The sequence below is a fragment of the Lentzea sokolovensis genome, from assembly GCF_033949975.1.
In the GTDB taxonomy this organism is placed as follows: Bacteria; Actinomycetota; Actinomycetes; order Mycobacteriales; family Pseudonocardiaceae; genus Lentzea; species Lentzea sokolovensis.
On record NZ_JAXAVU010000010.1, the window covers coordinates 222,266 to 245,323 of the forward strand.

Sequence of the window (23,058 nt, forward strand, 5' to 3'; positions counted from 1 at the left end):
CGCCTCACAGCCAGCCACGCGCCTGTGCGTGCAGGATGGCCTCGATCCTGTTGTGCGTGCCCAACTGCCGGTATAGCGCCTGCAGCATCCGGAACATGGCACGCTCCGAGTAACCGGCCTGGTCGGCGAGTTTCGCCACGGTCACCCCTGCCGCCAGCCGGCGCAGCCACGACAGCTGATCGGCAGACGGCACAGGATGCGCGAGTGCTCCACCGCCCGCCACCAGCGCGGCCACAGCCACCGACGGCAGCACAGCCCTGCCCTTGATAGTCGCCTCCACCGTCACCGTCAGCGTCGCCGCGTCAACATCTCTAGGCAGCACCGATCTCGCCCCAGCACGTAAGGCTCGCATTCCCGGGACCGGTGACTCGTCCTCAAGCAGCGCAATGATCAGGTGGCGTGCAGCCGGGGCGGCAAGGCTCGCCAAGAGGTCCCAGTCCTGCTCGTCCACAACGCTCAGCAACACGAGCGATACCTCAGCTCGATCCAGCCACTTGACGACATCGCCTGGCATCTCCACCACATGTCCGGCTGCCGCCAGCACAGTGGCAGCCCCCTGCCGGAACATCGGCAGCGGGTCGACTACGGCGATGTGAACGGTCACTTGCGGAACAGACCCTTCCTCTGTTTTCCAGTACCGCCCCGAGATCATCCCTCCGCTGCCGACGTCGGGCGTACAGGTGGTCATGAACACGCCGTCGATGTCAGTGCCCTGCCGGCAACAGGTCATAGATCAGCGACGACGGTCGTTCCTAAGGTCGTTAACCCTTGGCAGTGCGCATGAGGGGGCTCGATGACCTACGACGACGAGACCGGCGGAGGCGCTCAGTACGACGTCGGTGACGACCGCGGAGCACCTGCTCCACGCCCGGCCCAACTTCCTTCACCCGAGCTGCGACGCGAGATCGTCAAGTTGGGGCGGAAACCCGGCTGGAACGCGGAACGCGTCCAGCGCCAGCTGTACGAAGACCGCAAGAACGTGCCGCTGGACGCCGTCAGGTACATCCTCGGTCAAGCGGACGCCGGTTAGCCCTGACCTTGCTCACAGTTGTGCTGGCGCGTCAACGACGACCTCCTTCGCAACGCCGCAGGTGAGCAGACGGAGGCCGCCCGGCCCAGCTTCAAATACCGCTCCGGCACTGGCCGCGCGACGCGATATACAGCTGGGCACTCCTGCGGTCGTGTTGACTTGTGGTCCAAACGGGTGTAGTTGGCCGAAGCCGCTCACGTTCCCGCCCGCAGCCCCGACGTCCTCGGTGTTGGGCAAGTGAGGGGCAGCGAACATGATCACGACCGGGGCGATCGACGATCATCCGATGATGTTGCACGGCCTACGTGCCTACCTGGCCGAGCACGCACCGGACGTGCGGCTGGCGACTGTGTGCCCGTCGGTGTCGGCGTTGCTGGAGGTCCAGCCCGTTCCTGCGGTGGTCCTGCTGGACCTGCTGCTCCCGGACAACGAGCCGGTCGAGGACAACGTCCGGCGGCTGCGCGATGCAGGCGCCCAGGTCGTCGTCTACACATCGGAATCGCGTCCCGGCTACGTGCACCTGGCGTTGAAGGCAGGTGCAGTGGGACTGGTGCTGAAGGGCGATCCCGAAGAGCGGCTGGTCGAGGCCATCCGTGCTGCGGCGGAAGGCCAAAGCTCGTGTTCGAGCCGGCTGGCGCACGCGATCATGGAAGACCGCCGGGCGTTCATCAAGTTCTCCCAGCAGGAACGGGACGTGCTGTCGCTCATCGCCAAGGGCCTGCCGCACAGGCTGGTCGCGAAGGAACTGGGGATCAGCGAGAAGACGGTTCCGACCTATCTGAACCGCGCCCGCGAACGCTACCGGGACGCCCTCGACATTCCCGTTCCGCCCAGTCCTGGCGAGACCATCGCGTTCGCGCTCGAAGACGGGCACATAGAGCTGCCGTACCGGCACCGTCAATGACGCACCCCGTTCTGACCGACACCTACCGCTACAGCGTCGAACGAGGCATGCAGCGGTCGTTCGCCGCGCTCGCCGTCCTCCTGGTGGGATCGCATCTCGGCACCATCTTGCCGACGCGCGAACGGCTGCCGGTGCTAGTGCTGGTGATGTCCGGTGCGTTCGTCGTGTTTCTGGCGGTGACGGCCGTGCGAGCGTGGCAGGTCCGGCTCTCGCCCACGGACAGCGTTGCCGCAGCCATGCTGTCGGTGGTCAGCGCGTTCACCTACTCGCTGCCGGCTGAGCAGGTGCTGCCGATGGCGACCAGGAGCAACGCAATGGTCGTGGCCGGCATTCTGGCTGCCGGTTATCAGCGCACCAAACCCGCCGCCGGAATCTGCACAAGCCTCGTCGTGGTCTACGTCCTGGCCGCAGTGCGAGTGGACGGCCTCGGGGGCGCCCTGCTGGGAACGTGGCCGTTGCTGGCCGCACCGCTCGCCGCTGGAGCTGTGAGCAAGGTGCTCAGGCAGACCGCTGCCAAAGCCGACGGAGCACGTCTGGCGGTGCACGAGGCGCAGGTCCAGGCTGCGGAGGACGAAGCGAAACGGGCCGCGCACAAGCAGTTCCAGCGCACCTTGCACGACGACGTGGCGTCCGCGTTGCGTGCCGCCGCCGTCGCAGGCGTCGCTCCGGCCGAGGTCCGCAACGTCTGCGTAGATGCAATCAGCCGGGCCGAAGCCTCGCCCGCACCGCCGTCAGGAGAGTGGGAGGACCTGCGCGCGCGTCTCGATCACCTGCCCGAACCCGGTGGTGCGCGAATCATCCGCAAGTGGGAGAGCGCGGTGTTCGCGCCCGCTCACGTCGTGCGGGAAGTGACTGACGCTGCGGCCGAACTGCTGCGCAACATCAGCAAGCACGCCCGTGCCTCGAACGTCTGGATCACGCTTTCCAGCGATGACAGCGGGTTCACGTTGCGGATCCGCGATGACGGCGTCGGCTTTCAAACCAGATCGGTGCGCGCCACTTCGCTAGGACTCCGCCGGTCTGTGGTCGGGCGGCTCGCCGAGATCGGCGGCAGTGCCGACATCAGCTCGCAACCGGGGCAGGGCACCACCGCAGAACTGCGGTGGCATCGACCCTCCGGCGGGCCGGCACGACCTGGGTACTCACGGATGCAGGACATGCGCTCCGCAGTGGACGATCTCCGGCAACCGCTCGCCGCGGTCTGCCTTCCCTATCTGTTCAGCATGGCCTTGCCGGTGGTGCGCAACCTCGACGCCGCGCCTGGCATGAACTGGCTCGCCGCCTGGTACGCAGTGATGGGCGCAGCCACCGTATGGCTGATCCTGGAAGCGCGCAGGCCTCCTCCGCTCTGGGCCGGGGTGCTCGCCGCCGTCTGGACGGCGGGCGGCGCGGTGGCCGGAGTGTTGGTCATCCCTGCGGACAGCCTCACGACGTTCGTCTCGTGGCCCATCGGTGCACCGGGCCCGATGCTCGTCGTGCTGGCTACGTTGTGGCGGTGGCCGTTGGCGGTGCTGACGTTGCTCGTCGAAGAGGCCGTGCTGATCACGCTCGTCTTGCGCGGCAGGTTCGTCACCGAGGCGTTCACCGACGCGGCGCCTGCGATCACCGCGCCAGTGCTCGCGCTCGCGATGGGGTTGGTGATCGCCAACACCATCGCGAGGCTGGGCGGGATCGTGCTCAGGTCAGCGGCAGAACGCACCGCGATCGCCACGGCCGCGGCGGCGCGCGAGGCCAGAACCTCCTTGCACACCAGCAGAATCGCCGACATCGGCGCGGAGATTCTTCCGTTCCTGCGTCAGCTCGCCGTGGGTGACGACGGCCTGATCGCCGCCGAGTCCACCCGCACGCACGCCCGCAGGCTGGAGTGGATGGCGCGCGACGAACTGCACATCCCCGGTGTGCTGGACTCCGATCTCCGGCACCGCATGATGGACGCCAGAGCCGACGGTTGCGTCGTGGTCGTGCAGGCGGACACCGACACGATCGACCCACCAGAGATCGTGCGCACGATCCTGGCCGCCGCGTTGTCGACCAGCCCGTTGCCGAAGGAGTTGACCCTCTCCCTGTCCTCGAAGGACTCGCTCGTCACGGTCAACCTGCTTTGCCAGCCCAACGACAGGGCACGCGCGGCTGCGGTGCGAACCGCCGTGCCCGATGCCGATCTCACCGAGTACGCCGATGATGCGATGAACGTCGAGCTGGCCGTGGTTCCCGCAGCGGTGTCCTGACTTTTACGGACAGCGCTGGACGCCCCTGCCGAGTCACGCTGGTGTCACCGGCCCACCAGGACCGGACACCGAGACTCATCAGGAGTGGACACAATGGATTCCTTGCGAGAGGCCTTCACCAGCCCGCAGCACGTGGGCAAGCTCGTCATGCACGTGACGCTGACCGACGCTGCGGCGATGAAGAAGCTCAGCGACGCGCACTGGCTGCCGACCATGGGGTGGTTCTACGACCAGGTCGGCGACGCCGTCGCCGGGCAGGGCGGCGTGATCTGCAAGTTCCTCAACGACGGCATCGTCGCGACGTTCTCCTTGGACCTCGGCGCGGAGGCCATCAACGCCGCGATCCAGGTGCAGGAACGGATCGCGGACGCTCAGCGCGAAAACACCTACAGATGCAACTGTGCCATTGGCATCGGCGCGGGCAAGGTCGTCGAGTTCAGCAACGGCGTCTACGCCGACTACATCGGCACCGTCGTCGACCGGTCGGCGCGGCTGGCCAACGCGGCCAACGCCGGAGCGATCTTCGTGGACACAGGCACCGTCGACGCGTCGAACATGATGCGAGTGTTCTCCAACTACGGCAACGTGATCAACCGCGAAGGCGGCCAGTACCTGGCGCAGATCGAGGAGCTGCCCGCAACGGACTTCCCGGAGCGGATCAAGTACCGCGAGATCCTGTGGGCTGCCCAGCCGTTCAGCGTCCGGGCCCGCGAGGTCACCAAGATCGTGGACCACCCCGCGCCTCAGATCCAGCAGGTCCAGGGTCCCCCGCAGCGCCGGGAGTGGTTGCGGGGGACAGTGACCCGGTGGGCCGAGGACCACGGCTTTATCACCGCCGTGGACGGCACGACCTACTTCCTGCACTGCTCGCACATCGCGGGGCAGAATACGAAGCCGGCCACAGGGACCACGGTGTTCTTCCTCAAAGAGGAGGCACGTGGTGACGGCAAGCACGCGAGGGCCGTGTGTGTGCTGCTCTTCGGCTCCGAGCTCACGGTGACGGTGGACCGGGTCTGTTCGACGTACGGCTTCCACCAGCTGACCGACTCCCGCGGCTTCAGCCAGGGTCTGTTCATCCACCTCGGTGCGGACGCGCAAACCCGCTTCAGGACCGGTCAGCAGGTCTACGTCCAGATCGAGCAGAACTCCAGGGGCCCGGTCGGCGCGATCGTGCCAGCTGAGCCGCAGGCCTTGTCCGCATGAACACCCGGCAACGCCGGAACGGCACCCGCTTCGCGATGGCGCTGTCCATCGCGGGCGGGGTCGCCGTCGTAACGGGAGGGATCGTCGACGGGTACGCCCAGTCGGTCGCGCTCGAGCTCGGTGCGGCGGTGCTGCTACTCGCCCCGCTGGTCTGGGCGGAACGCGCGCTGTCAGGCCAGATCAGGCGACAGGTGTCCGATAGCCTCGCCGAGGCGTTGAACGGCACGGCCAGCTCAGCTCACCCCGACGACGTCACCCGCATCCGCACCCACCTGCTGGACCGGCTCAGCGGCAATAGCTCTTGGCATGCCGTCCGAGCCGAACGCGCGACGTTCGACCTCGTGCTGGAGAACGAAAACCGCCGAGTCGCCGTCGCGATCAAACGGACTCCGTTCGCCCTCGACTCGGCAACCGTGCGCAGACTGCACACGGAAGCCAAACGCGCAGGCATCCCAGAGCTCGTGGTAGTCAGCCTGACCCTCCCCACCGATCTAGCGAGAAGCCTCGCTGCGCATACGCCAGGACTCACGTTGCTCGACGAGTCGGACGCGCTCGATGCCTGGCTGGAGAACTGACCTGACAGGCCCGCAGACCCGGAACTGTCGAGCAACCTGTCACAGGACAGGACCTCACACCATTGGACAGACTGGCGGCGTCGTCGGATCGAGGCCCAGCATACGAATCAGTTCTACGGCGTCTGGGATCGGTTGTATCAGCGCACGGCGAGGTACTTTCTGCGCGAGGTCGAAGTCCCGAGCGCGGGCGAGCGCAGCCGGAGAGAGGCGTCGATCGAGGCGGTACTGCCGCCATAACACCAGTCCGCTCTTGTCTCGCTCCACTCGGTAAAGATCCGGCTTACGCCATACCAACAGGGTCCAGCGTCCCTCGCTGTTGCTGGCCCATGCTCCGACGACTTCGTCACTGGCCACGGCCGCGATGGCGTCGAGAGCTGCAATAGCCGGGTTGCCGAGGTCGCCGGTCACGTGCAGAACGAGAGGACTGTCCACGTGTGCCTGCCGGCCTTGCTCGTGAAGGGCCAGCACTGCGTCCGACATCGGATCGGCTTGCACGATCTCGTCGGCAAGTGCCAGAACGGATTCGGTGTCGACCAGTCCTCCGAATCGCATCGTCAGCCTCGCCGAGTATTCGGTGACCAGGTCGGGTTCTGCGGCAGGCAGAAGGTGTGCGATCGACTCGGCTGACTCGCGGTACCGCATCGCTTCATCAGTCTGCTCGTGCCGCGGCGCATGCATCCGCAACAGCGCCAGGCCAACGGCGACCAAACTGCCTGTCTGCGCTTCGACATCGGCTGGCGGAGCCTCGCCTCGGCCCAGTGCGGTCAGTGTCGTCGCAACGAAGGGGAACCACTCAAGTTCGTCAGATCGCCAGGCTCCCATGGTTGTGATCGTGAGCAACAGGCGAGTGGCGAGCAGCCGTTCGATGGGGCCGAGGCTGTCGACGACTTCGACGAGTTCCTTCGCTGACCTGCGAAGCCACCGTCGTCTGGCCGGATCGGGGCTTCCAGGGTTTTCGTGTAGCTGCTCGTTCTCGGAGTGGTCTGCGGCCTGATCGGCAAGATCCTCAGCGCTGTCGTCCTCAAGGCCAGGTTCCTCGTCGTCGCCAGAGAGGTTCTCCGACCACACGGCCTTGGGGCCAGGAGCACTTGTCTCCTCATCGAGGCGGCGCCCCAATGCAAAATTGACCAACGGCAGTCCAAGGCGGCCACTGCATCTGTCCACGTAGGAGCGCCAGGACTCAGCTTCTCCAGCAGTCTCGGAGGATGAGCGACCTGGCGTGCGCGTCGCAGAGGCCATTCGTGGTGGATTGCCGACCAGGCCGACGCGCAGGCTCACGAGGTCCGCGATGAGTTGTTCGAGCAGGGCGTTGTCCGCAAGAAGCTCGTCCGGCTTTGTCGTGCGCTTCTGTGTCCGAACGTGAGCGGGTCGTTGTGAGGCCGTCTGCGGATCAACGACGAAGACAACCTCGCTCACAGCCCGCGCGCCTTCGTCGTCGACGGTAACGAGTCTGCACCTGCTGCCCGGCGCAATTTCGCCATGAACCACCAGCTCCAATACTCCAGCTGGCACGTCAACCACTTGATTCCAGTCATCCGGTGGCAGGTGCGCCGGCGACAGTTCCAGCACACCCGGTGCCCTCAGAGACCGGACGAGCTCGACGTGAACTCCTCCGTCGATCAGGGTTACGCCGAAAAGGGCTGGTCCCTCCTTCCGCGTCGCACGGATTGCGAACCGCTGCGATGCCACCTCGGAAGGAAGGGCCGAGCGCCCTTCCGGCATCTTCGATCGCGGTACTTCGGAAAGTACCGCCAGCTCACAGTTTCCGCCTGCAGCAGGTGTTCTGCACAACGCCGCCGAGGACAAGTTCGCGCTGCCGGTGAACGTGAAGGTCCTGTCACCGATCGACCATTCGACCAGCTTCCCATGCCGGTATCTGGCCTCGTCATCAACGATCAGCTCGCCGTTGTTGTCATGCAGCACCCGCGACAACGCGGAGCCGTCGAGGACGGTCATGCCAGGCTGAAAGGCGACCTTCAAGCTCGCCGGTGCCAACCGTTCGACCAGCGCCGTGAGCGCGACAGCGCCAGGGTCGTGAAAGGGTGCGGACACGCGCAGTTCGTCGACTGGCCCTTCAGGAATCTGGTCCAGCAACGGACGGTCGAGGTTATCCAGTACCAGCGGGCCATCCGCGGAGGGAAAGATCTCAAGATGAGATGCGGCGGCAGAGAGGGCATCCGCGACCCCTGCCGACAATCTCACATGTTTCGGAAGGTCGCGCATCCAACGGGAAACTTGCGAGATCGCCCTCGGTGCGCCTTCGGGCGTGCCGTGAAACACCGTCCACAGGTCGGCGTTGTTCTGCCATCCCGCGAGGGTGGTGTTGCCCGAGCCGATCGCGGTGAGGCATCGCTGCTGCCCCACCAGGACGACCAGTTTCGGATGGAAGGCGCCTGGGCACTGCGCAAGCCCCGCCAGATAGGAGCGCCCGGCTTGCCGAACCGCGCGCGGATCGGGTCGGCTCATCCCCGCATCGCCGACGACTGTGACGCGGGCGCCTGAGGCTCGGAGAGGTCCGAGCGCCATGGCCTCGAAGAAGCCGAGATCGAGGGTGAAGCTGAGGAAGAGCGCGTGCTCGAGCTGTCGATCTCCGTGACCTTCCTCGGCGAACAGCCAGGTAAGCGGTGATGCGGCGCCGAACTCCTGCGGATCGTCGCGCTCAGGCAAGCAACTCCCTCCCCAGGGCTGTCACGGTGCACGTGCCGTCTTTCCACGCAAGTACGCCGGCACCGGCCAGCACGTTGCCCAACCGGTCGAGCCGCATGTTCACGTCTCCGCGCCCCTCCTCGCCCACCCGGTAGAGCCAGCCGTCCTCCAGTACACGCAGCCGCGCTGGAAACCACAGAGTGCCGTCGGCACGACGCCGGGTCTTCGCCAGCGCTACGCGCTCACTGCGTGCTACCAAGATCTCGGTCAGCCTGACGCCGAAATCCTTGGCCGAGATCGACCGGGCATCGGCGAGCAATGCGGCGAACCAAGCGGGTGTGAGCTCCTGATCCCGACGCCCCGCGAACACGTCACGCGAGTCGCCGGTCAGCTCGTCAACCCTGTGCGCACCGACGGCCAAGATCGCCAGGTCACGGTCAGGCGCGTCATAGCCGTTCCACAGCTGCCGCTCGGCGTCGGCCGGCTGACTCGAGGGAAGGGTGGTGGCCGGCAGGCTGTCCAGGAAGGAACCGAGTGAACCAGTCGGCAGACGGTCGGCGAACGCGTCAGCAACATCTGAGATGTGCGTGAGTCCCTCCACTTCGTCGACCAGCCAGGCCCACAGGCGCCGCCACGCTCCCACCGCGTGGTTGCGCAGGACGAGTCCACGCCAGACCGCGGAAACAGGGCTGCGCGTGGTCTCTTCGTCTTGTACGAGGAAGTCACCGAACGCAAGAACGTCGCCCACGTCGCGCGTCAGATACGCAACCGAGTGGGTGTCGACGATGCGTGCGATCAGTCGGATTGTGTCTCTCCGCGCCTGTGTCTGCTCCTGATCTGGCGTGCGGGAATCGCTGCCGGTGAGGAGTCGCGCCAGCCAGCGTCCATCCGGCGCACCGACCGCTGAGCACATGCACAGGTGACCGTAGTCGGCCAGATCACTCAAGACGATCTCGTCTCGCCCGGCGATGTCCACCATCTCGCCCAAGGCCGATCGCAACACGTCCACGTCGCATGCCGGACCGGGACCTCGCTTCTCGTCGAGCAGGCCCAAAATGAGCTCGGACCCGAAGTACGCGCCGGAGAATCCCCAACTGGCCTGGACGTAGCCGCCCTTGCCCGCCACTGCGGCTTCCGGCATGGACAACGTCCGTGACCGCAAGCGGTCCGCCAACGAGTCGGTACCGTGGGCACGTCCGAGGCTAGTGTCCTTCCCGTCGTGGTGGACGAACGACACGGCTGCGAGTGCGACCTCCATACGCCGCAACAAGTCCTGTGCTTGGTGGCGATCGAGCGCACGCTCTTCGGCTTCCGCCGCGGCCAGCGTGTGCAACGCGTAGTACCGCGCATGCGGAGTCACGGTGGTCACTCCCGGTACCAGACGCGCCGCCAGGGCCATGACGTGCTGCTCGACGGCCATGGGGTACTTGCCCGCTCCAGTACGTAGACCTGGCGCGGTCCAAGCCGGCCCTTCCACGGTCATGCGATCACCGAGCGCTCGGGTCGAGGCCGAGCCGCTGACGTTCGGAGGCAATGATCCGCTGCTCAGCGGGAACCGCCTCGTCTCGTGTCACGTCGACCGGTTGATGCAGAGAACGATCGATCGCGCGAGCATCGGCCTCCTTGGCCGCACTCTTGCGGGCGTACTCATCGAACAACTGCTGCTTCGTCTCGATGATCTCAAGCATCCGCTCGTCCACGGAACCCTTGGCCAGCAGCCGATGCACATGCACCTTCCTGGTCTGCCCCATGCGGTGAGCACGTGCGATCGCCTGTGCCTCGGTACTGGGTTTCCACTGCGGCTCGGCAAGAATCACCACCGAGGCGGCCTGCACGTTGAGCCCCACTCCGCCCGCCTCGATCTGGCTCAGCAACACCGCATGCCCGTCGATCCGGGAGAACTCGTCGACCATCTCTTGTCGCTTGCCCGCTGCCACTGACCCGGTTAGCACGCCCGCCGTGTTGCCGGCGAGCGCTTGCTGCACCGCTTCGAGGACACCGCGGAAGTAAGAGAAAACGATGACCTTCCACCCGTTGTCCTTCGACTCCTCGATGATCTCGAGCAACCGCACCATCTTCGCCGAATCGCGGTGGTTCGGCGTGGCGTAGGCGGCCTGCCGCATCGCCATGAAGTTCCGCGACTCGACAGCCACTCGATAGACGCGCTCGTCTGCGTCGGACAGTTGGACCCAGTCCTCCATCTCCAGGCACTCCGGCAGCTCCTGCAGCACGTCCTCCTGGTTGCGGCGCAGGTACACCGGCGCGACAGCCCGCCGGAAGGTCGTCGCGCTCGTGATCCGTCCGAACCGGTCAAGCGAGGAGGCGATGCCCGGCCGCAGGTGGTCGACGAGCGACTGGAACTCCTCGACCCGGTTCTCCATCGGCGTTCCTGTCAGGAACAGAGCCCGCTCGGCATCGGTTGCCAGCGTGGCAACGGCCTGTGAGCGTTGAGATTCCTTGTTCTTGATGTAGTGCGCTTCGTCGACGATCAGCAGCTGGATTCCGTGCTCGTCGGGGAGCGGCAACTTGGAGACGGTTCCGAACGTCGTGACGGCGACCCCGCCTCGGCGCAACCACACTCGCGTCGCTCCGTCTCGGTCCGCGCCATGCAACGCGTGCGCGGTCAGCGTCGTGTGTTTGCCGATCTCGTTGATCCAGTTGATCAGCACGCTGGCCGGGCAGACGACCAGAAACCGCGTACGTCCGTTCGCCGCGAGATGAGCAGCGGTCGCGAGCGCCTGGATCGTCTTACCCAGGCCCATCTCGTCACCGACGATCGTCCGTTCCTGCAGGATCGCGTACTGCGCGCCAAAGACCTGGTAGCCCCGCAGCATGGTCTTGAGCCGGTCGGTGTTGAGCGGGACCGCCTGGATCTTCTTGACCAGCTCGGCCGGCGCATAGCCGTGCGACGCGTCGTCGTCGGCCGCGCGGATAGCGCCTGGGACGGTGGCCAGCAGAGCGTTGATGGCCGCTGCGTCGCGTTCGTACTCGCGCCACACCTCAGAGGCCTGGCGATTGCCGGACTGCGCGAGGTGCAGCACCGCGCTCGCGCGCTGATGCAGACCCGTCGCGCTACTGCTGGCAAGAAGCTGTTCCAGCCGTGCAAGGTCTGTAAGAGCAGCAGTGCGCGCGGTTTTGCCGGAGAAGAGCATCTTCGCCCGCGAGCCGGTCGGCTCCGCGGCGGCAGAGAGCCCGTGCAGGTGCGGTCGAAGGTTGGTGGCCAACGCATGCAGCGCGGTGGCGGCGACTCGCGTGTCACGCCATGCCACGAGCAACCCCAGAAGGTGGGTCTCGCCCCGGCCAGGCCGATCAGGGTCGAATCGAACAGACACCTCGCCCCGTATCTGCGCGGCCAGCTGCCGAGATGCCTGGTGGATCTCTTGGGCGGACGACGGACCGATGCCTGGCACGGTCTGCAGTACCGACGGCGGCACCGCCACCACGTCGGCCACCGTCTGAAAGTGCTTCTCCAACTCCCCGAACCGCACGCCCTTGCGGACGGCCTCCCGCAGTTTCGCCGCGGGAAGCTGACGGAGGTTGTTCGTGGCTTGCTGATTCAGCAACTCGCCGACGCGATGGCGAACCGCTTGTTCCACCTCGGCCGGCGCCGCGGCAGCGCGATCGACCAGGTCCGTCAGCGCCCGTGCGTGCTCCAGCATCTGACGAGCGGCGCCACCGACCTTGCGCTTGGCAGCAACGAGGTCAACGTCGTCTCCCATTTGTCCCCTCCCCGACGCACCCGTCGTCGAGAAAGAGCATCGACCATTCGTTACGCGGTGTTACAACGCATATGCCGCAGCCCACCGTCATCGACGAGCCAGTTGCGGCCTCAGATCACGCCGCCTCCGTCTGGCGGGTCTGCTCGCCCGACCTTGTTACGCAGCGCCGTGTACGTCCGCGGCGCTGCGTAGGTTCGGTACCCGTGGCCCCAGCCAACGCGCCACGGTGGCAAGCTCGTGGATTCCCCCTCCCCGCCGGTCAAAGTGGCAATGGCCGTGGTTCGCAGGAGCATGACGACGGTGCAGACGAGCCCGAGCGACGCGACCGCGTCCCAGTTGCGTTCCGCTTCATCGAAGCACCAGGTCCAGCCACTATGAGCCCCAGATCTGCCGTCTCCAGAACGACGCGAGCTGAGCCGTCGTTCACGCTCAGTACCTCGTCGCCCTTCATGCAGTGAGGCAGACGACCGAGGGGCGTGCTCGTGTCGGTGTAGTCGTTACGAGGCCCGTAGCGATGCCCACCATCACCGTGTACACCTGATCGGCGCAGGAATTGCCCTTGCTCGGCGTACCTCTGTAACGCCTTGTACTTCGGAAATGTCGCGCGTAGCCACTTGGACACCAGGCTGACCAGGTTCTTGATCTCATAGTTGAGGGCCGACACATCAAGGGCGTTACTCAACGTCACCGACAACCTGGCAGCGTCGCTGCCAACTTGAGGCGCCCAGCGTTTCCAGCTGCGGCTTGCCTCAAGTCGCTCGATAGAGTTAGCACGTTATTTGGATTCAACTCGTATGAGGAGCGCAGGACGGATGAGCCACAATGGGTGACACGTTTCCCGCGCCCGGTTCGGTGCTGCTCATTCGGGACGAGGAGTGGCTTGTCACGCGGGCGGAGCGCGCCAACGATGGCAACTGGTTCGTGACCGTGCAGGGAGTCTCCGAACTGGTCCGGGACACCTCGGCTACCTTCTCGACGGCACTTGACCCCGAGATCCAGCTGCTGCAACCAGAGGAAGCCAAGGTCGTCGCTGACGACTCGCCTGGTCATCGCCGTTCCCGCCTATGGCTGGAGGCGATGGCGCGCAAGACCGCGGTCCCTATCACCGACCCGACCCTGACGGTCGCGACCCAGGCTCTTGCTGACACCTTGCCCTATCAGCTCGCAGCAGTGCGCAAGGCGCTGTCACCCGAGAACCTGCGTCCCAGGATCCTGCTTGCCGACGCTGTAGGTCTGGGCAAGACGCTCGAGATCGGCATGATCCTTTCGGAACTCGTCCGTCGGGGCCGTGGAGAGCGCATCTTGGTTGTCACGCCTCGCCATGTCCTCGAGCAGATGCAGTTCGAGTTGTGGACGCGCTTTGCGCTCCCGTTCGTGCGACTTGACTCCTTGGGTATCCAGCGCATCCGGCAGAAGCTGCCTGGGAACCGCAACCCCTTCGCCTATTTCAAGCGTGTGATCGTCTCGATCGACACTCTCAAGAGCGACCGTTACATCAGCCATCTGCGCAAGCAGCACTGGGACGCCGTTGTCATCGACGAGAGTCACAACGTGACCGGTGCCTCGCAGAACAACCGCCTCGCTCGGTTGCTGTCGAGCCGAACAGATGCCCTCGTCCTGGCTTCGGCCACTCCACACAACGGTCGCAAGGAGTCGTTCGCCGAGCTCATCCGCATGTTGGAGCCGAGCGCGGTGACACCGGACGGTGACCTGGTGGAAGACGAGGTCAAGCGTCTGGTGATTCGGCGTCACCGCCACAGTGAAGAAGTCGCGAGCTACGTGGGTGGCGACTGGGCCGAACGTCTCCCGCCCGACAACAAGATCGTCAAAGCTTCCGCGATCGAGAACGAGATCGCTCGCGAACTCGACGAGGTCTGGCTCCATCCGGCGGGTGGCAGGAGTCCTTACTCGGGTCCGAACTCCTCGCTATTCCCTTGGACGCTCGTCAAGGCATCGCTGTCCTCGCCGGCCGCGCTGCTGGCTTCGGCGTCTGAACGCCGGAAGCGGCTCGGCTCCGACCTGTCGGAAGCCGCACGGGCGGAGGAGATGGCGCTGAAGCGCCTGGAAAACCTTGCACAGCGGGGTCTGCACGAACCAACAGCCAAGTACGACGCGATTCGTGCCCACCTCGTCGAGATCGGCGTTGGCAAGGGCAAGGCGACGCGAGTCGTGATCTTCGCAGAGCGCGTCCCCACGCTGTACTTCCTGCGCGACAGGCTGTGCGAGGACTTCGGCTTCACACGGGCCGCGGTCGAGATACTGCATGGTGGCCTGACGGACACCGACCAGCAGGCGGTGGTCGAGTCCTTCAAGCAGGAGTCGTCGCCGATCCGTGTCCTCGTGACCGGCGACGTCGCTTCCGAAGGGGTGAACCTGCACCTCCAGTGCCACCACCTGGTCCACTACGACATCCCCTGGTCGCTCATCCGCATCCAACAACGCAACGGCCGCATCGACCGGTACGGACAGAAGCACCCGCCGCGGATCACCACGCTCCTCCTCGATCCCGACGTCAAGAGTTCCATCGGTGACCTGCGTGTGCTCACCAGGCTGATGGAGCGGGAACACGAGGCACACAAGGTCCTCGGCGACTCTGCCTCCCTCATGGGCAAGCACGACGTCAAGACCGAGGAGGAGGAGATCAGAAAGATCCTGGCCGGCCAGCAGAGTTTCGAGGACACCATCAAGGAGGTCGACCAGGTCGGCGCAGGCGACAGCTTCGACGACCTCTTCGCCCGGCTCATCGCAGACACCGACCACACCAACACCCGGCCCGACGGCGACGGGCCTACCACGGTGTACGACGCCGACCTCGACTTCCTCCGCGACACCCTTGACGAGGTGCTGGAAACCCCAGGACGAGCGTGGCCCGACGGAGTGTCGTGGAAGGAACAGGCCGCGCACCAGATCGCCGACCTGACGCCATCACCGGACCTGCGCAAGCGCCTGGAAGTGCTGCCGCAGTCCTACATCAAGGACCGGCAGGTCATCGAGCGGCTACGCCTCGCGACGACCTCGCACCGCGGGAAGGCGGCCCTGGAGGCGGCTCGGGGCGCCGGTCAGCACACGCTCTGGCCAGAGGCGCACTACCTGTCGCCCTTGCATCCGGTTCTGGAATGGGCGGCCGACCGCGCGCTTGCCCAGTTGGGGCGGAATCAGGTCTTCGCGGTGCACGGTCCCGTCGCGGAGGTGTCGGTGCTGTTGCACGGCACCCTGAGCAACCGGCGCGGCCAAATCGTCGCCTCGTCGTTCATGCTCACAAAGTTTGTCGGGGGCGCACCGGACCGATTGGCATTGAGCGAACCGCATTCGAGTCTGCGCAGTGCGCTTGAGTCTCTGGGCATCGCCCAGGCTCACGTGAACTCCGGTGCGCCGAGTGACCTTGAGGCGTTGACCCGGTACGTGGGTCCTGCGGTGAGGCAGGCTCGCGAGACTCTCTCAGCGGTGGTTGACGCCGCTGAACAGCAGACCCGCGCACGTGTCGAAGCTTGGGCGGATCGGGTCAACAGGTGGGATGACGAGGCAGACGCCCTTGTGCAGCGCTCCGAGATCCGCGAGCGCCGCTCGCTCGTCGCCGGCGAGAAGGAAATCGCGGAGTCGTTGCTTCCCGACCAGCGCCTCGTCCGACCACTGCTCGTCGTCGTTCCGGAGGAAGGTGCCCAGTGAGCGCGAGCGATGCCATCCTGATCAGCGGAGACTGGATCAGCGAGCACTACTTCACGACCGACGCCACCGCCCAGTCGTTCCGCGCCCAGGCCCTTGGCCGGCGCAAGGAGTGGGACAGCCACCAGGACACTGGCTCGGTCCGTTCCCGTTTTGTCGCCACTCGTGGCTCCCTGCTGTCGCGGATGACCTCCCTCGAAGACGACGCCGGCCTGGCGACCGAGATTCACAAGGACCTCATCGACGTCCTCGGCTTCAACGCGTTGGGCCTCACTAGCACCGTTAGCGGTCCGGTGACATTCGTGCGGCAGGTGAGCCTTCCGGACGGGCCGACAGTCGCGTTGGTGGCGGCCAAGCCGATCGAGACAGCCGAGCAGCTGCTCGACAGGGAAACAGCGACGCTCGCCGAGCCGTACGACGTCGACGACACTTCCCAACTCCACTCGGTGTCGAAGTTGCTGTCGACGTTGTTCGTGTCCGAGGACTCTCCAGACTTCGCTCTTGTTCTGGCCGGTCGTGTTGCCCTGATCGCCGAACGTGAACGCTGGCCCGAAGGCCGATATCTCACCATCGACCTGCAACTGGTTTGTGAACGCAACGACGACAAGAAGGGCGGCGAGACCGACCTCGCGCTGACCTGCTTGTCGGCCGACTCCCTCGCACCGGACGCCGAAGGCTCCATCTGGTGGCATGCCGCGCTGGACGAGTCGATCAAACACACGGTGGGTGTCTCGCGGGACCTCCGCGAAGGTGTGCGCCTCTCCATCGAGATCATTGCCAACGACGTGGTGACCCGTCGGAAGTCCCTCGGGCTCGATCCGCTGCCGCCTGCGGAAGCACAACCGCTGGCCAAGCAGTCGTTGCGGTTCCTGTACCGAATTCTCTTCCTGCTGTATGCCGAGGCCTCGCCTGAACTCGGCGTACTCCCGACCGGCGCGCCGGAGTACGAGCAGGGCTACAGCCTCGATCGTCTTCGCGACCTCATCCAGACGTCGCTGACGTCGCCCAGGGCGGAAATCGGTACGCACCTCTACGAATCGCTGGCCGTCCTGTTCAGGCTCGTCGACGAGGGCTACACACCAGCCGAAGTGCGAGAGGATGAGGGGCTGCTGCAAGCTCTCACCTTCCGTTCGCTGAAGGCCGATCTCTTCCGGCCTGAAGCCATCGCGCTCATCAACGAGGTCAAGCTCGGCAACGCCAACCTGCAGCGCGTTCTCCAGCACTTGTTGCTGAGCAAGGAGAAAAAAGGCAGCGACCGCGGCTTCATCTCGTACGCCGAACTCGGCATCAATCAGCTCGGCGCGGTCTACGAAGGCCTAATGTCCTACACCGGACGGTTCGCCGAGACAGATCTGTACGAAGTGGCCAAGGGCGGTGACGGTGCCAAGGGATCCTGGCTGGTGCCGGTCGATCGCGCGAGCAGCATCGACGACAAGGACTTCGTCCGCTACGAAGACCCGATTACCAGCGAACGCAAGCCTGTGCTGCACCTCAAGGGCACCTTCGTGTTCCGGCTGGCAGGGCGTGAGCGACAGCAATCTGCGTCGTACTACACACCTGAGGTGCTGACTCGGTTCACCGTGGGCCAGGCTTTGGAAGAACTGCTCGACCAGGACGACACCGCGACGCCGGCCGAGGAGATCCTTTCGCTGACGGTCTGCGAGCCCGCGCTCGGCTCGGGAGCCTTCGCCATCGAGGCTGTGCGTCAGCTCGCCACCGAATACCTCAGCCGCCGTCAGGACGAACTCGGCGTACGCATCGAACCAGAGGACTATCCGAAAGAACTCCAGAAGGTCAAGGCGTACCTCGCGCTGCACAACGTATATGGAGTCGACCTCAACTCCACCGCGGTCGAACTAGCTGAGATCTCGCTCTGGCTGGACACGATGACGGCGGGCCTGCAAGCCCCGTGGTTCGGCCTCCACCTGCGTCGCGGCAACTCCCTCATCGGTGCCCGGCACGCCGTTTTCAGTCGCCTGCAGATGGAGAAGAAGACGTGGCTCAAGGACGCGCCGCGCGCGATCTCACTCACTGAGCTTCCCGACGACGTACGTGCGGGACGTGAAAGCGCGGCAGGCGGCCAGATCCACCACTTCCTGCTGCCGGCCGACGGTTGGGGATCGGCCATCAATGCCAAGGAAGCCAAGCAACTTGGATCTGAGGCACTCGACAAGCTCAAGCGATGGCGCAAAGAGGTCCTGGTAAAGCCGAGCAAGCTTCAGATTGACACCCTTGTCGGCCTGGGCCGCCGTGTCGAAGCGCTGTGGCAGCTCGCGTGGCGGCGCCTCACGATCGCCGAGAGTGAGATCCGCCGGTCTATCGACGTCTGGGGTGCGGAGGGCCTCACCGTCGGCGGTGCCGTCTCCCGCGAACAGATCGAGGAAAGTCTGGCTGACCCGAATGGCGCCTACCAACGGCTGCGCCGCGTCATGGACGCCTGGTGCGCGATGTGGTTCTGGCCGCTGACCGAGGCGACGGCGCCCCCGTCGCTCGACGAGTGGATCGAGACGTTGCGAGGCCTGCTTGGTCGAGTCGGGAAGGTGAAGAAGGCGCAGGAAAGCCAGTTGTCATTGGCTTCGGCCGCGACCTGGAAGGACCTCAGCACGGCTGAGGAGAGCGACCTGGGCTTCGCGATGGCCGTCGACGTGACCAAACTCCTGGACGAACACCCCTGGCTCGCCGCGGCCGAGCGCGTCGCCGCCCAGCAGGGCTTCTTCCACTGGGAGCTCACCTTTGCGCCCATCTTCGCCCAGGGCGGCTTCGACCTCCAGGTCGGAAACCCGCCGTGGGTCCGGCCCCGCTCCGACGTCGAAGCCCTGCTGGCTGAAGCCGACCCGTGGTGGCAACTCAAGTCCAAGTCGACCGCCGATGAAGACAAGACGCATCGCGAGTTCGCTCTCTCAATCGACGGAGCGCGCGAGCTGGTGCTCGATGGGACAACCGACATCGCTGCGACAGCGGCATTCGTGGGTGCTGCGCAGCACTATCCCCACCTCGTCGGCTTGCAGCCCGATCTCTACCGGTGCTTCATGGAGCACACGTGGAGGACCGCCAAACCAACAGGTTCAGTGGGCCTGATCCACCTGGAGTCGCACTTCACCGACGAGAAGGCCGGCCTGCTGCGCGCCGAGACCTACCGCCGGCTGCGCCGCCACTGGCAGTTCATCAACGAACTCAAGCTCTTCGAGATCCAGGATCAGAAGAGATTTGGCATCAACGTGTATGGGGGGAGCCGGGAGCCGTACTTCCTTCAGGCGGCGTCGCTGTACCACCCGGACACCGTCGTGCGGTCGATCAAGCATGATGGTTCGGGCGTCGAACCCGGTATCAAGGACCTTGATGGCAACTGGGACGTACGTCCTCACGCCTCGCGAATCATCGTCGTGACTCAGGAGACCCTGGGGTCGTGGCACGCTGTCCTTGAAACAGATGACGTGCCGGTTCGCCAAACTCGCATGGTCTACACGGTCAATCGGTCGACCGCCACCGTCTTGGAGAAGGTGGCCGCGGCGCCGAGGTTCTCCTCGCTGGCACTCCAGTTCTCGCCTGGTTGGCATGAGAAGAACGATCGTGGGAAGGGCTTTTTCGATGCGGAGTGGGGTGTGCCTGAATCGTGGGATCAGGTCGTCCTCCAGGGCTCACACCTCGGCGTGGCCAGGCCGTTCTACAAGACGCCCAACGAATCCATGCTCCACAACACCGACTGGACCGAGGTCGATCTGGAGGACCTGGCACCCGACGCTGTCCCCGTGACCTCCTACAAGCCCCGGGGAGATCGCGGCAAATACGATGCGGCCTACACCCACTGGACATCCAAACCAGAGGGGTCAGTGATCGCCGCCCGCGACCACTTCCGCCTCGCCTGGCGCAACATGGCCGCCAACACAGGCGAACGCACCCTCATACCCGCACTCATCCCTCCTGGCGCCGCGCACATCCACACCGTCTCCGCAGTGGGGCTGCCGGGTGACGCTGGAAGCTTGACGATGGCTGCCGGGTTCACTTCCTCGCTGATCCACGACTTCGCGGTCCGCTCTGCTCCGAAGTCGACGATCTCAGCATCGACGCTGAACCGACTGCCCTTTACCAATAACGACTTTTTTCGCCCGCTCATCCTGTTGCGAGTACTGAGACTCAATTGCCTGACTGACGCCTACGCGGATCTCTGGTCCGATTGCTTCGATGACGCATTCTTCGGCGACAAGTGGACAGGCGGGCTCGATTATTCCGGACGGCCCGACCTTGCCCAGGTGGACGTGTTGTGGTCGGCCGGCGTTCCTCTTCGCCGGGCGGTGGATCGTCGCCAGGCTCTGCTCGAGCTCGACGTGCTCGTAGCCATGTCGCTTGGCATCGAGATCAAGGAGCTCTGCACGATCTACCGCACGCAGTTCCCTGTGCTCTACGGCTATGACCAGCGGTCCCAGTTCTACGACGCGATGGGACGCCTCGTGCCGTCAAGCATCGTGAGTGAGTGGCGCAAGTGCGCAACCCGTTCGTCGACAGAGCTGCTGCGCGCACGCCATGCAGGCTCGGGAGTTGAGCACGAGTTCGTGCCGCCTCTCCTCGTTCTGGACCGCGAGGCGGACATGCAGGTCGCTTTCGCAGATTTTCAGGATCGACTCGTGACTCGTCGCATGAATTCGGCATAGGCAGCTCGAAGATCGCGCTCGCGGTCCAACCTTATGAAAGGAACGACGTACTGGTAAGCAATGCCGCTGCCCCGATGTTTCTCCGCGAGTTCGTCGTCCGTGTAAGTCCCGTCATTCATTCCTCGGCGACGCCACTGGGTGAGGATAGCGGATGGTACGAGGCGCCCGTTCCCGTCGTAGTAGGTGCTGCGGGTGTCGTATCCATGCAGGACGGGGAATTGGGTGCGGTAGATGGTGCACAGCTCGTCGGCGGTGATGCCGAGGCTCAGCGCGACGAGTGCATCAACTTCCAGGATCGCTTGCCTACGATCCACAGCCCTTCGCAGTGGAGTCTCCGGTGTCCACTCCGGTCCGACCTCACCGATGCGTGTCGATAGCGAGTCGGCGCTGCCCGGTGCCCACTCGTCGGTGCGAAAAGAGGTATCGAAGCACTCTTCCCAGAGCTTCGCGTAGGCATAGTTCACGCAGTTGAGGCGGAGGGTTCGCAGGAGGAGTTCCGAGCGCGTGCGATCGGTGAATCCCTGAGGTAGCCGCGATGCGGTCCCTGACCGGATCGTCGACTTCGGCGCGACCCTGACGGCGAAGTCAGAGATCAAAGAGGACATGGAGGCTGCGAGGCTCACGAGGACCCGAGGGTCAGCTGGCACAGCGAGCGAGTAGATGCCGTCCACGTGCGCGGCGCCAGGAGGGATGAGTGCGGGTATGAGGGTGCGTTCGCCTGTGTTGGCGGCCATGTTGCGCCAGGCGAGGCGGAAGTGGTCGCGGGCGGCGATCACTGACCCCTCTGGTTTGGATGTCCAGTGGGTGTAGGCCGCATCGTACTTGCCGCGATCTCCCCGGGGCTTGTACGCAGTTGCCGGGATCGCGTCAGTCGCGAGTGCTTCGAAGTCGGTTGTAGTCCAGTCCTGGTTGTGCAGCATCGTTGGGTTCGGAGTCTTGTAAAACGGGGTCGCGACGTGCAGGTGTGGACCTTGGAGGATGACCTCGCCCCAGAATTCAGGCACTCCCCACTCCGCATCGAACAAACCCTTCTTGCGGTCGATGCTCTCGTCCCAGCCGCGGGAGAACTGCAGTCCAAGTGACCCGATCCGGGGGGCTTGTGCAAGCTTGTCGAGTACGTCGGCCGTCGACTGGTTCACGGCGTAGACCATGCGGGTCTGGCCGACTGGGATCTCGTCAGTCTCCAGGACTGCGTGCCAGGAGGTCAGCGTGTCGCGGTTGACGTGGACAATCCGTGAGGAATGCGGTCGCTGGTCCCAGTTGCCGTCGGGGTCCTTGATGCCAGGCTCAACGCCTGAACCGTCATGCCTGAGCGACCGCTCGACCATGTCTGGGTGATACAGCGATGCTGCCTGTACGAAATGCGGCTCGCGACTGGCCGAGTAGATGTTCACCCCGTAGCGCTTGTGGTGCTCGATCTCAAACAGGATCAGCTCGTTGATGAACTGCCAGTGGCGGCGCAGCCGGCGGTAGGTCTCGGCGCGCAGCAGGCCGGCCTTCTCGTCGGTGAAGTGCGACTCCAGGTGGATCAGGCCCACTGAACCTGTTGGTTACGCGCTGTCGACTATTGATAGTTGCAGGGTGACCAACAACGTCGTCAGCCCCGCGTGGGCGACTGAGATCGATTCCTGGCGCGTCGCGATGAAGGCGATGCGCCTGTCGGCGCAGACGATCGAGCTGCGCGGCTATCACGTGCGCCGCCTTGCACGCGCACAGCTCGCCGCCGAGCCCTGGCAGATCGCTCGTTCCGACCTGCTGGAATGGACGGGGAGGCACGACTGGAGGCGGGAGACGGCACGCGCCGTCCGCTCGTCGTTTCGTCGATTCTGGGCCTGGGGCATCAGCACCGGGCGGACGACTGAGAACATCGCGGACGTACTGCCGATGATCCGCCCTGAGCAGCCACAGCCTCGGCCAGCCGCACCAGCCACCGTCGTCACGGCGTTGCGCGCTGCCGACAAACGGATCGTCCTCATACTCCGGCTCGCAAACGAACTTGGCATGCGCCGCGGCGAGGTTGCGCAGGTCCACCCTGAGAACGACCTTGTCCGAGACCTCGTCGGGTGGGCGCTCGTTGTCCACGGCAAAGGGTCACGCAAGCGGGTGCTGCCGCTCCCGGAAGACCTGGCTCAGCTGCTCCGTGAGGCACCACCGGGCTACCTGTTCCCGAGTCCAAATGGCGGTCATCTGTCGCCGCACTGGGTTGGGACCTTGGCAACCCGCGCTCTCGCCGACGGCACGACCATGCACCAACTTCGCCACCTCTGTGCGACGGAGGTACATCAGCAGACCCGAGACATCCGACTGGTGCAAACCCTGCTGGGTCACTCGTCGCTCGCAACCACACAGCGGTACGTAGCGGTCGACGACAGCAAGGTTCGGGAAGCGATAGCTGATCGCTCACGTCGGTGGCGAGACGGCTGAACAGTGTTGCGATTGAG

13 protein-coding genes are annotated in these 23,058 nt (G+C 65.1%); 8 read left to right on the forward strand and 5 right to left on the reverse strand.

Annotation, left to right across the window (positions count from 1 at the left end):
* Positions 1-4: 4 nt before the first annotated feature.
* Positions 5-688, reverse strand: a complete 684-nt coding sequence (locus tag SK854_RS23055) for a helix-turn-helix domain-containing protein (protein ID WP_319977839.1) — start codon at positions 686-688, stop codon at positions 5-7.
* A gap of 105 nt (positions 689-793) precedes the next feature.
* On the opposite strand from SK854_RS23055, the gene SK854_RS23060 reads away from it, so the two are divergent.
* The 5 genes from SK854_RS23060 to SK854_RS23080 all read left to right on the forward strand — a co-directional run bounded on the left by SK854_RS23060 (position 794) and on the right by SK854_RS23080 (position 5,940).
* Positions 794-1,030, forward strand: coding sequence for a hypothetical protein (locus tag SK854_RS23060; protein WP_319977162.1), 237 nt, complete (start codon positions 794-796; stop codon positions 1,028-1,030).
* Positions 1,031-1,283: 253 nt separating this feature from the next.
* Positions 1,284-1,934 carry a response regulator transcription factor gene (locus SK854_RS23065; RefSeq protein ID WP_319977163.1) on the forward strand — a complete coding sequence of 217 codons (651 nt, stop codon included), beginning with the start codon at positions 1,284-1,286 and terminating at the stop codon, positions 1,932-1,934.
* Positions 1,931-4,162, forward strand: a complete 2,232-nt coding sequence (locus SK854_RS23070; RefSeq protein WP_319977164.1) for an ATP-binding protein — start codon at positions 1,931-1,933, stop codon at positions 4,160-4,162. Before SK854_RS23065 ends, SK854_RS23070 begins: the two co-directional genes overlap by 4 nt.
* Before the next feature lie 93 nt (positions 4,163-4,255).
* Complete coding sequence (locus tag SK854_RS23075; protein WP_319977165.1) at positions 4,256-5,365, forward strand: nucleotidyl cyclase domain-containing protein; 1,110 nt, start codon at positions 4,256-4,258, stop codon at positions 5,363-5,365.
* A 35-nt stretch (positions 5,366-5,400) separates the two neighbouring features.
* Complete coding sequence (locus SK854_RS23080; protein WP_319977166.1) at positions 5,401-5,940, forward strand: hypothetical protein; 540 nt, start codon at positions 5,401-5,403, stop codon at positions 5,938-5,940.
* Between the two features lie 54 nt (positions 5,941-5,994).
* On the opposite strand, the gene SK854_RS23085 is transcribed toward SK854_RS23080, so the two are convergent.
* The 3 genes from SK854_RS23085 to SK854_RS23095 all read right to left on the reverse strand — a co-directional run bounded on the left by SK854_RS23085 (position 5,995) and on the right by SK854_RS23095 (position 12,305).
* Positions 5,995-8,607, reverse strand: a complete 2,613-nt coding sequence (locus SK854_RS23085) for a phospholipase D-like domain-containing protein (RefSeq protein ID WP_319977167.1) — start codon at positions 8,605-8,607, stop codon at positions 5,995-5,997.
* The gene (locus tag SK854_RS23090) at positions 8,600-10,006 is read right to left on the reverse strand and encodes a hypothetical protein (protein ID WP_319977168.1); all 1,407 of its coding nucleotides are present in this window, start codon (positions 10,004-10,006) and stop codon (positions 8,600-8,602) included. Before SK854_RS23090 ends, SK854_RS23085 begins: the two co-directional genes overlap by 8 nt.
* Positions 10,007-10,073: 67 nt before the next feature.
* Entirely contained in the window at positions 10,074-12,305 is a 2,232-nt protein-coding gene (locus SK854_RS23095) for a DEAD/DEAH box helicase (protein WP_319977169.1), read from the reverse strand.
* Between the two features lie 822 nt (positions 12,306-13,127).
* Between SK854_RS23095 and SK854_RS23100 the strand changes: the two genes are divergently transcribed.
* Positions 13,128-15,971, forward strand: a complete 2,844-nt coding sequence (locus tag SK854_RS23100; protein ID WP_319977170.1) for a DEAD/DEAH box helicase — start codon at positions 13,128-13,130, stop codon at positions 15,969-15,971.
* Positions 15,968-20,617: a class I SAM-dependent DNA methyltransferase gene (locus SK854_RS23105; protein WP_319977171.1), complete on the forward strand. Its 4,650-nt coding sequence runs from the start codon at positions 15,968-15,970 to the stop codon at positions 20,615-20,617. Before SK854_RS23100 ends, SK854_RS23105 begins: the two co-directional genes overlap by 4 nt.
* Here the strand turns inward: SK854_RS23105 and SK854_RS23110 are convergent.
* The gene (locus SK854_RS23110; protein ID WP_319977172.1) at positions 20,578-22,155 is read right to left on the reverse strand and encodes a hypothetical protein; all 1,578 of its coding nucleotides are present in this window, start codon (positions 22,153-22,155) and stop codon (positions 20,578-20,580) included. The genes SK854_RS23105 and SK854_RS23110 overlap by 40 nt on opposite strands.
* A gap of 43 nt (positions 22,156-22,198) precedes the next feature.
* Between SK854_RS23110 and SK854_RS23115 the strand changes: the two genes are divergently transcribed.
* On the forward strand, positions 22,199-23,041 hold the full coding sequence (locus tag SK854_RS23115) for a tyrosine-type recombinase/integrase (RefSeq protein WP_319977173.1): 843 nt from the start codon (positions 22,199-22,201) through the stop codon (positions 23,039-23,041).
* The last annotated feature ends 17 nt before the right edge of the window (positions 23,042-23,058 follow it).

Coding starts and splice junctions, on each gene's coding strand:
- SK854_RS23080 (WP_319977166.1), top strand. CDS start 5,401: ATGGCGCTGTCCATCGCGGGCGGGGTCGCCGTCGTAACGGGAGGGATC.
- SK854_RS23065 (WP_319977163.1), top strand. CDS start 1,284: ATGATCACGACCGGGGCGATCGACGATCATCCGATGATGTTGCACGGC.
- SK854_RS23055 (WP_319977839.1), bottom strand. CDS start 688: ATGACCACCTGTACGCCCGACGTCGGCAGCGGAGGGATGATCTCGGGG.
- SK854_RS23090 (WP_319977168.1), bottom strand. CDS start 10,006: ATGGCCGTCGAGCAGCACGTCATGGCCCTGGCGGCGCGTCTGGTACCG.
- SK854_RS23070 (WP_319977164.1), top strand. CDS start 1,931: ATGACGCACCCCGTTCTGACCGACACCTACCGCTACAGCGTCGAACGA.
- SK854_RS23100 (WP_319977170.1), top strand. CDS start 13,128: ATGGGTGACACGTTTCCCGCGCCCGGTTCGGTGCTGCTCATTCGGGAC.
- SK854_RS23075 (WP_319977165.1), top strand. CDS start 4,256: ATGGATTCCTTGCGAGAGGCCTTCACCAGCCCGCAGCACGTGGGCAAG.
- SK854_RS23095 (WP_319977169.1), bottom strand. CDS start 12,305: ATGGGAGACGACGTTGACCTCGTTGCTGCCAAGCGCAAGGTCGGTGGC.
- SK854_RS23060 (WP_319977162.1), top strand. CDS start 794: ATGACCTACGACGACGAGACCGGCGGAGGCGCTCAGTACGACGTCGGT.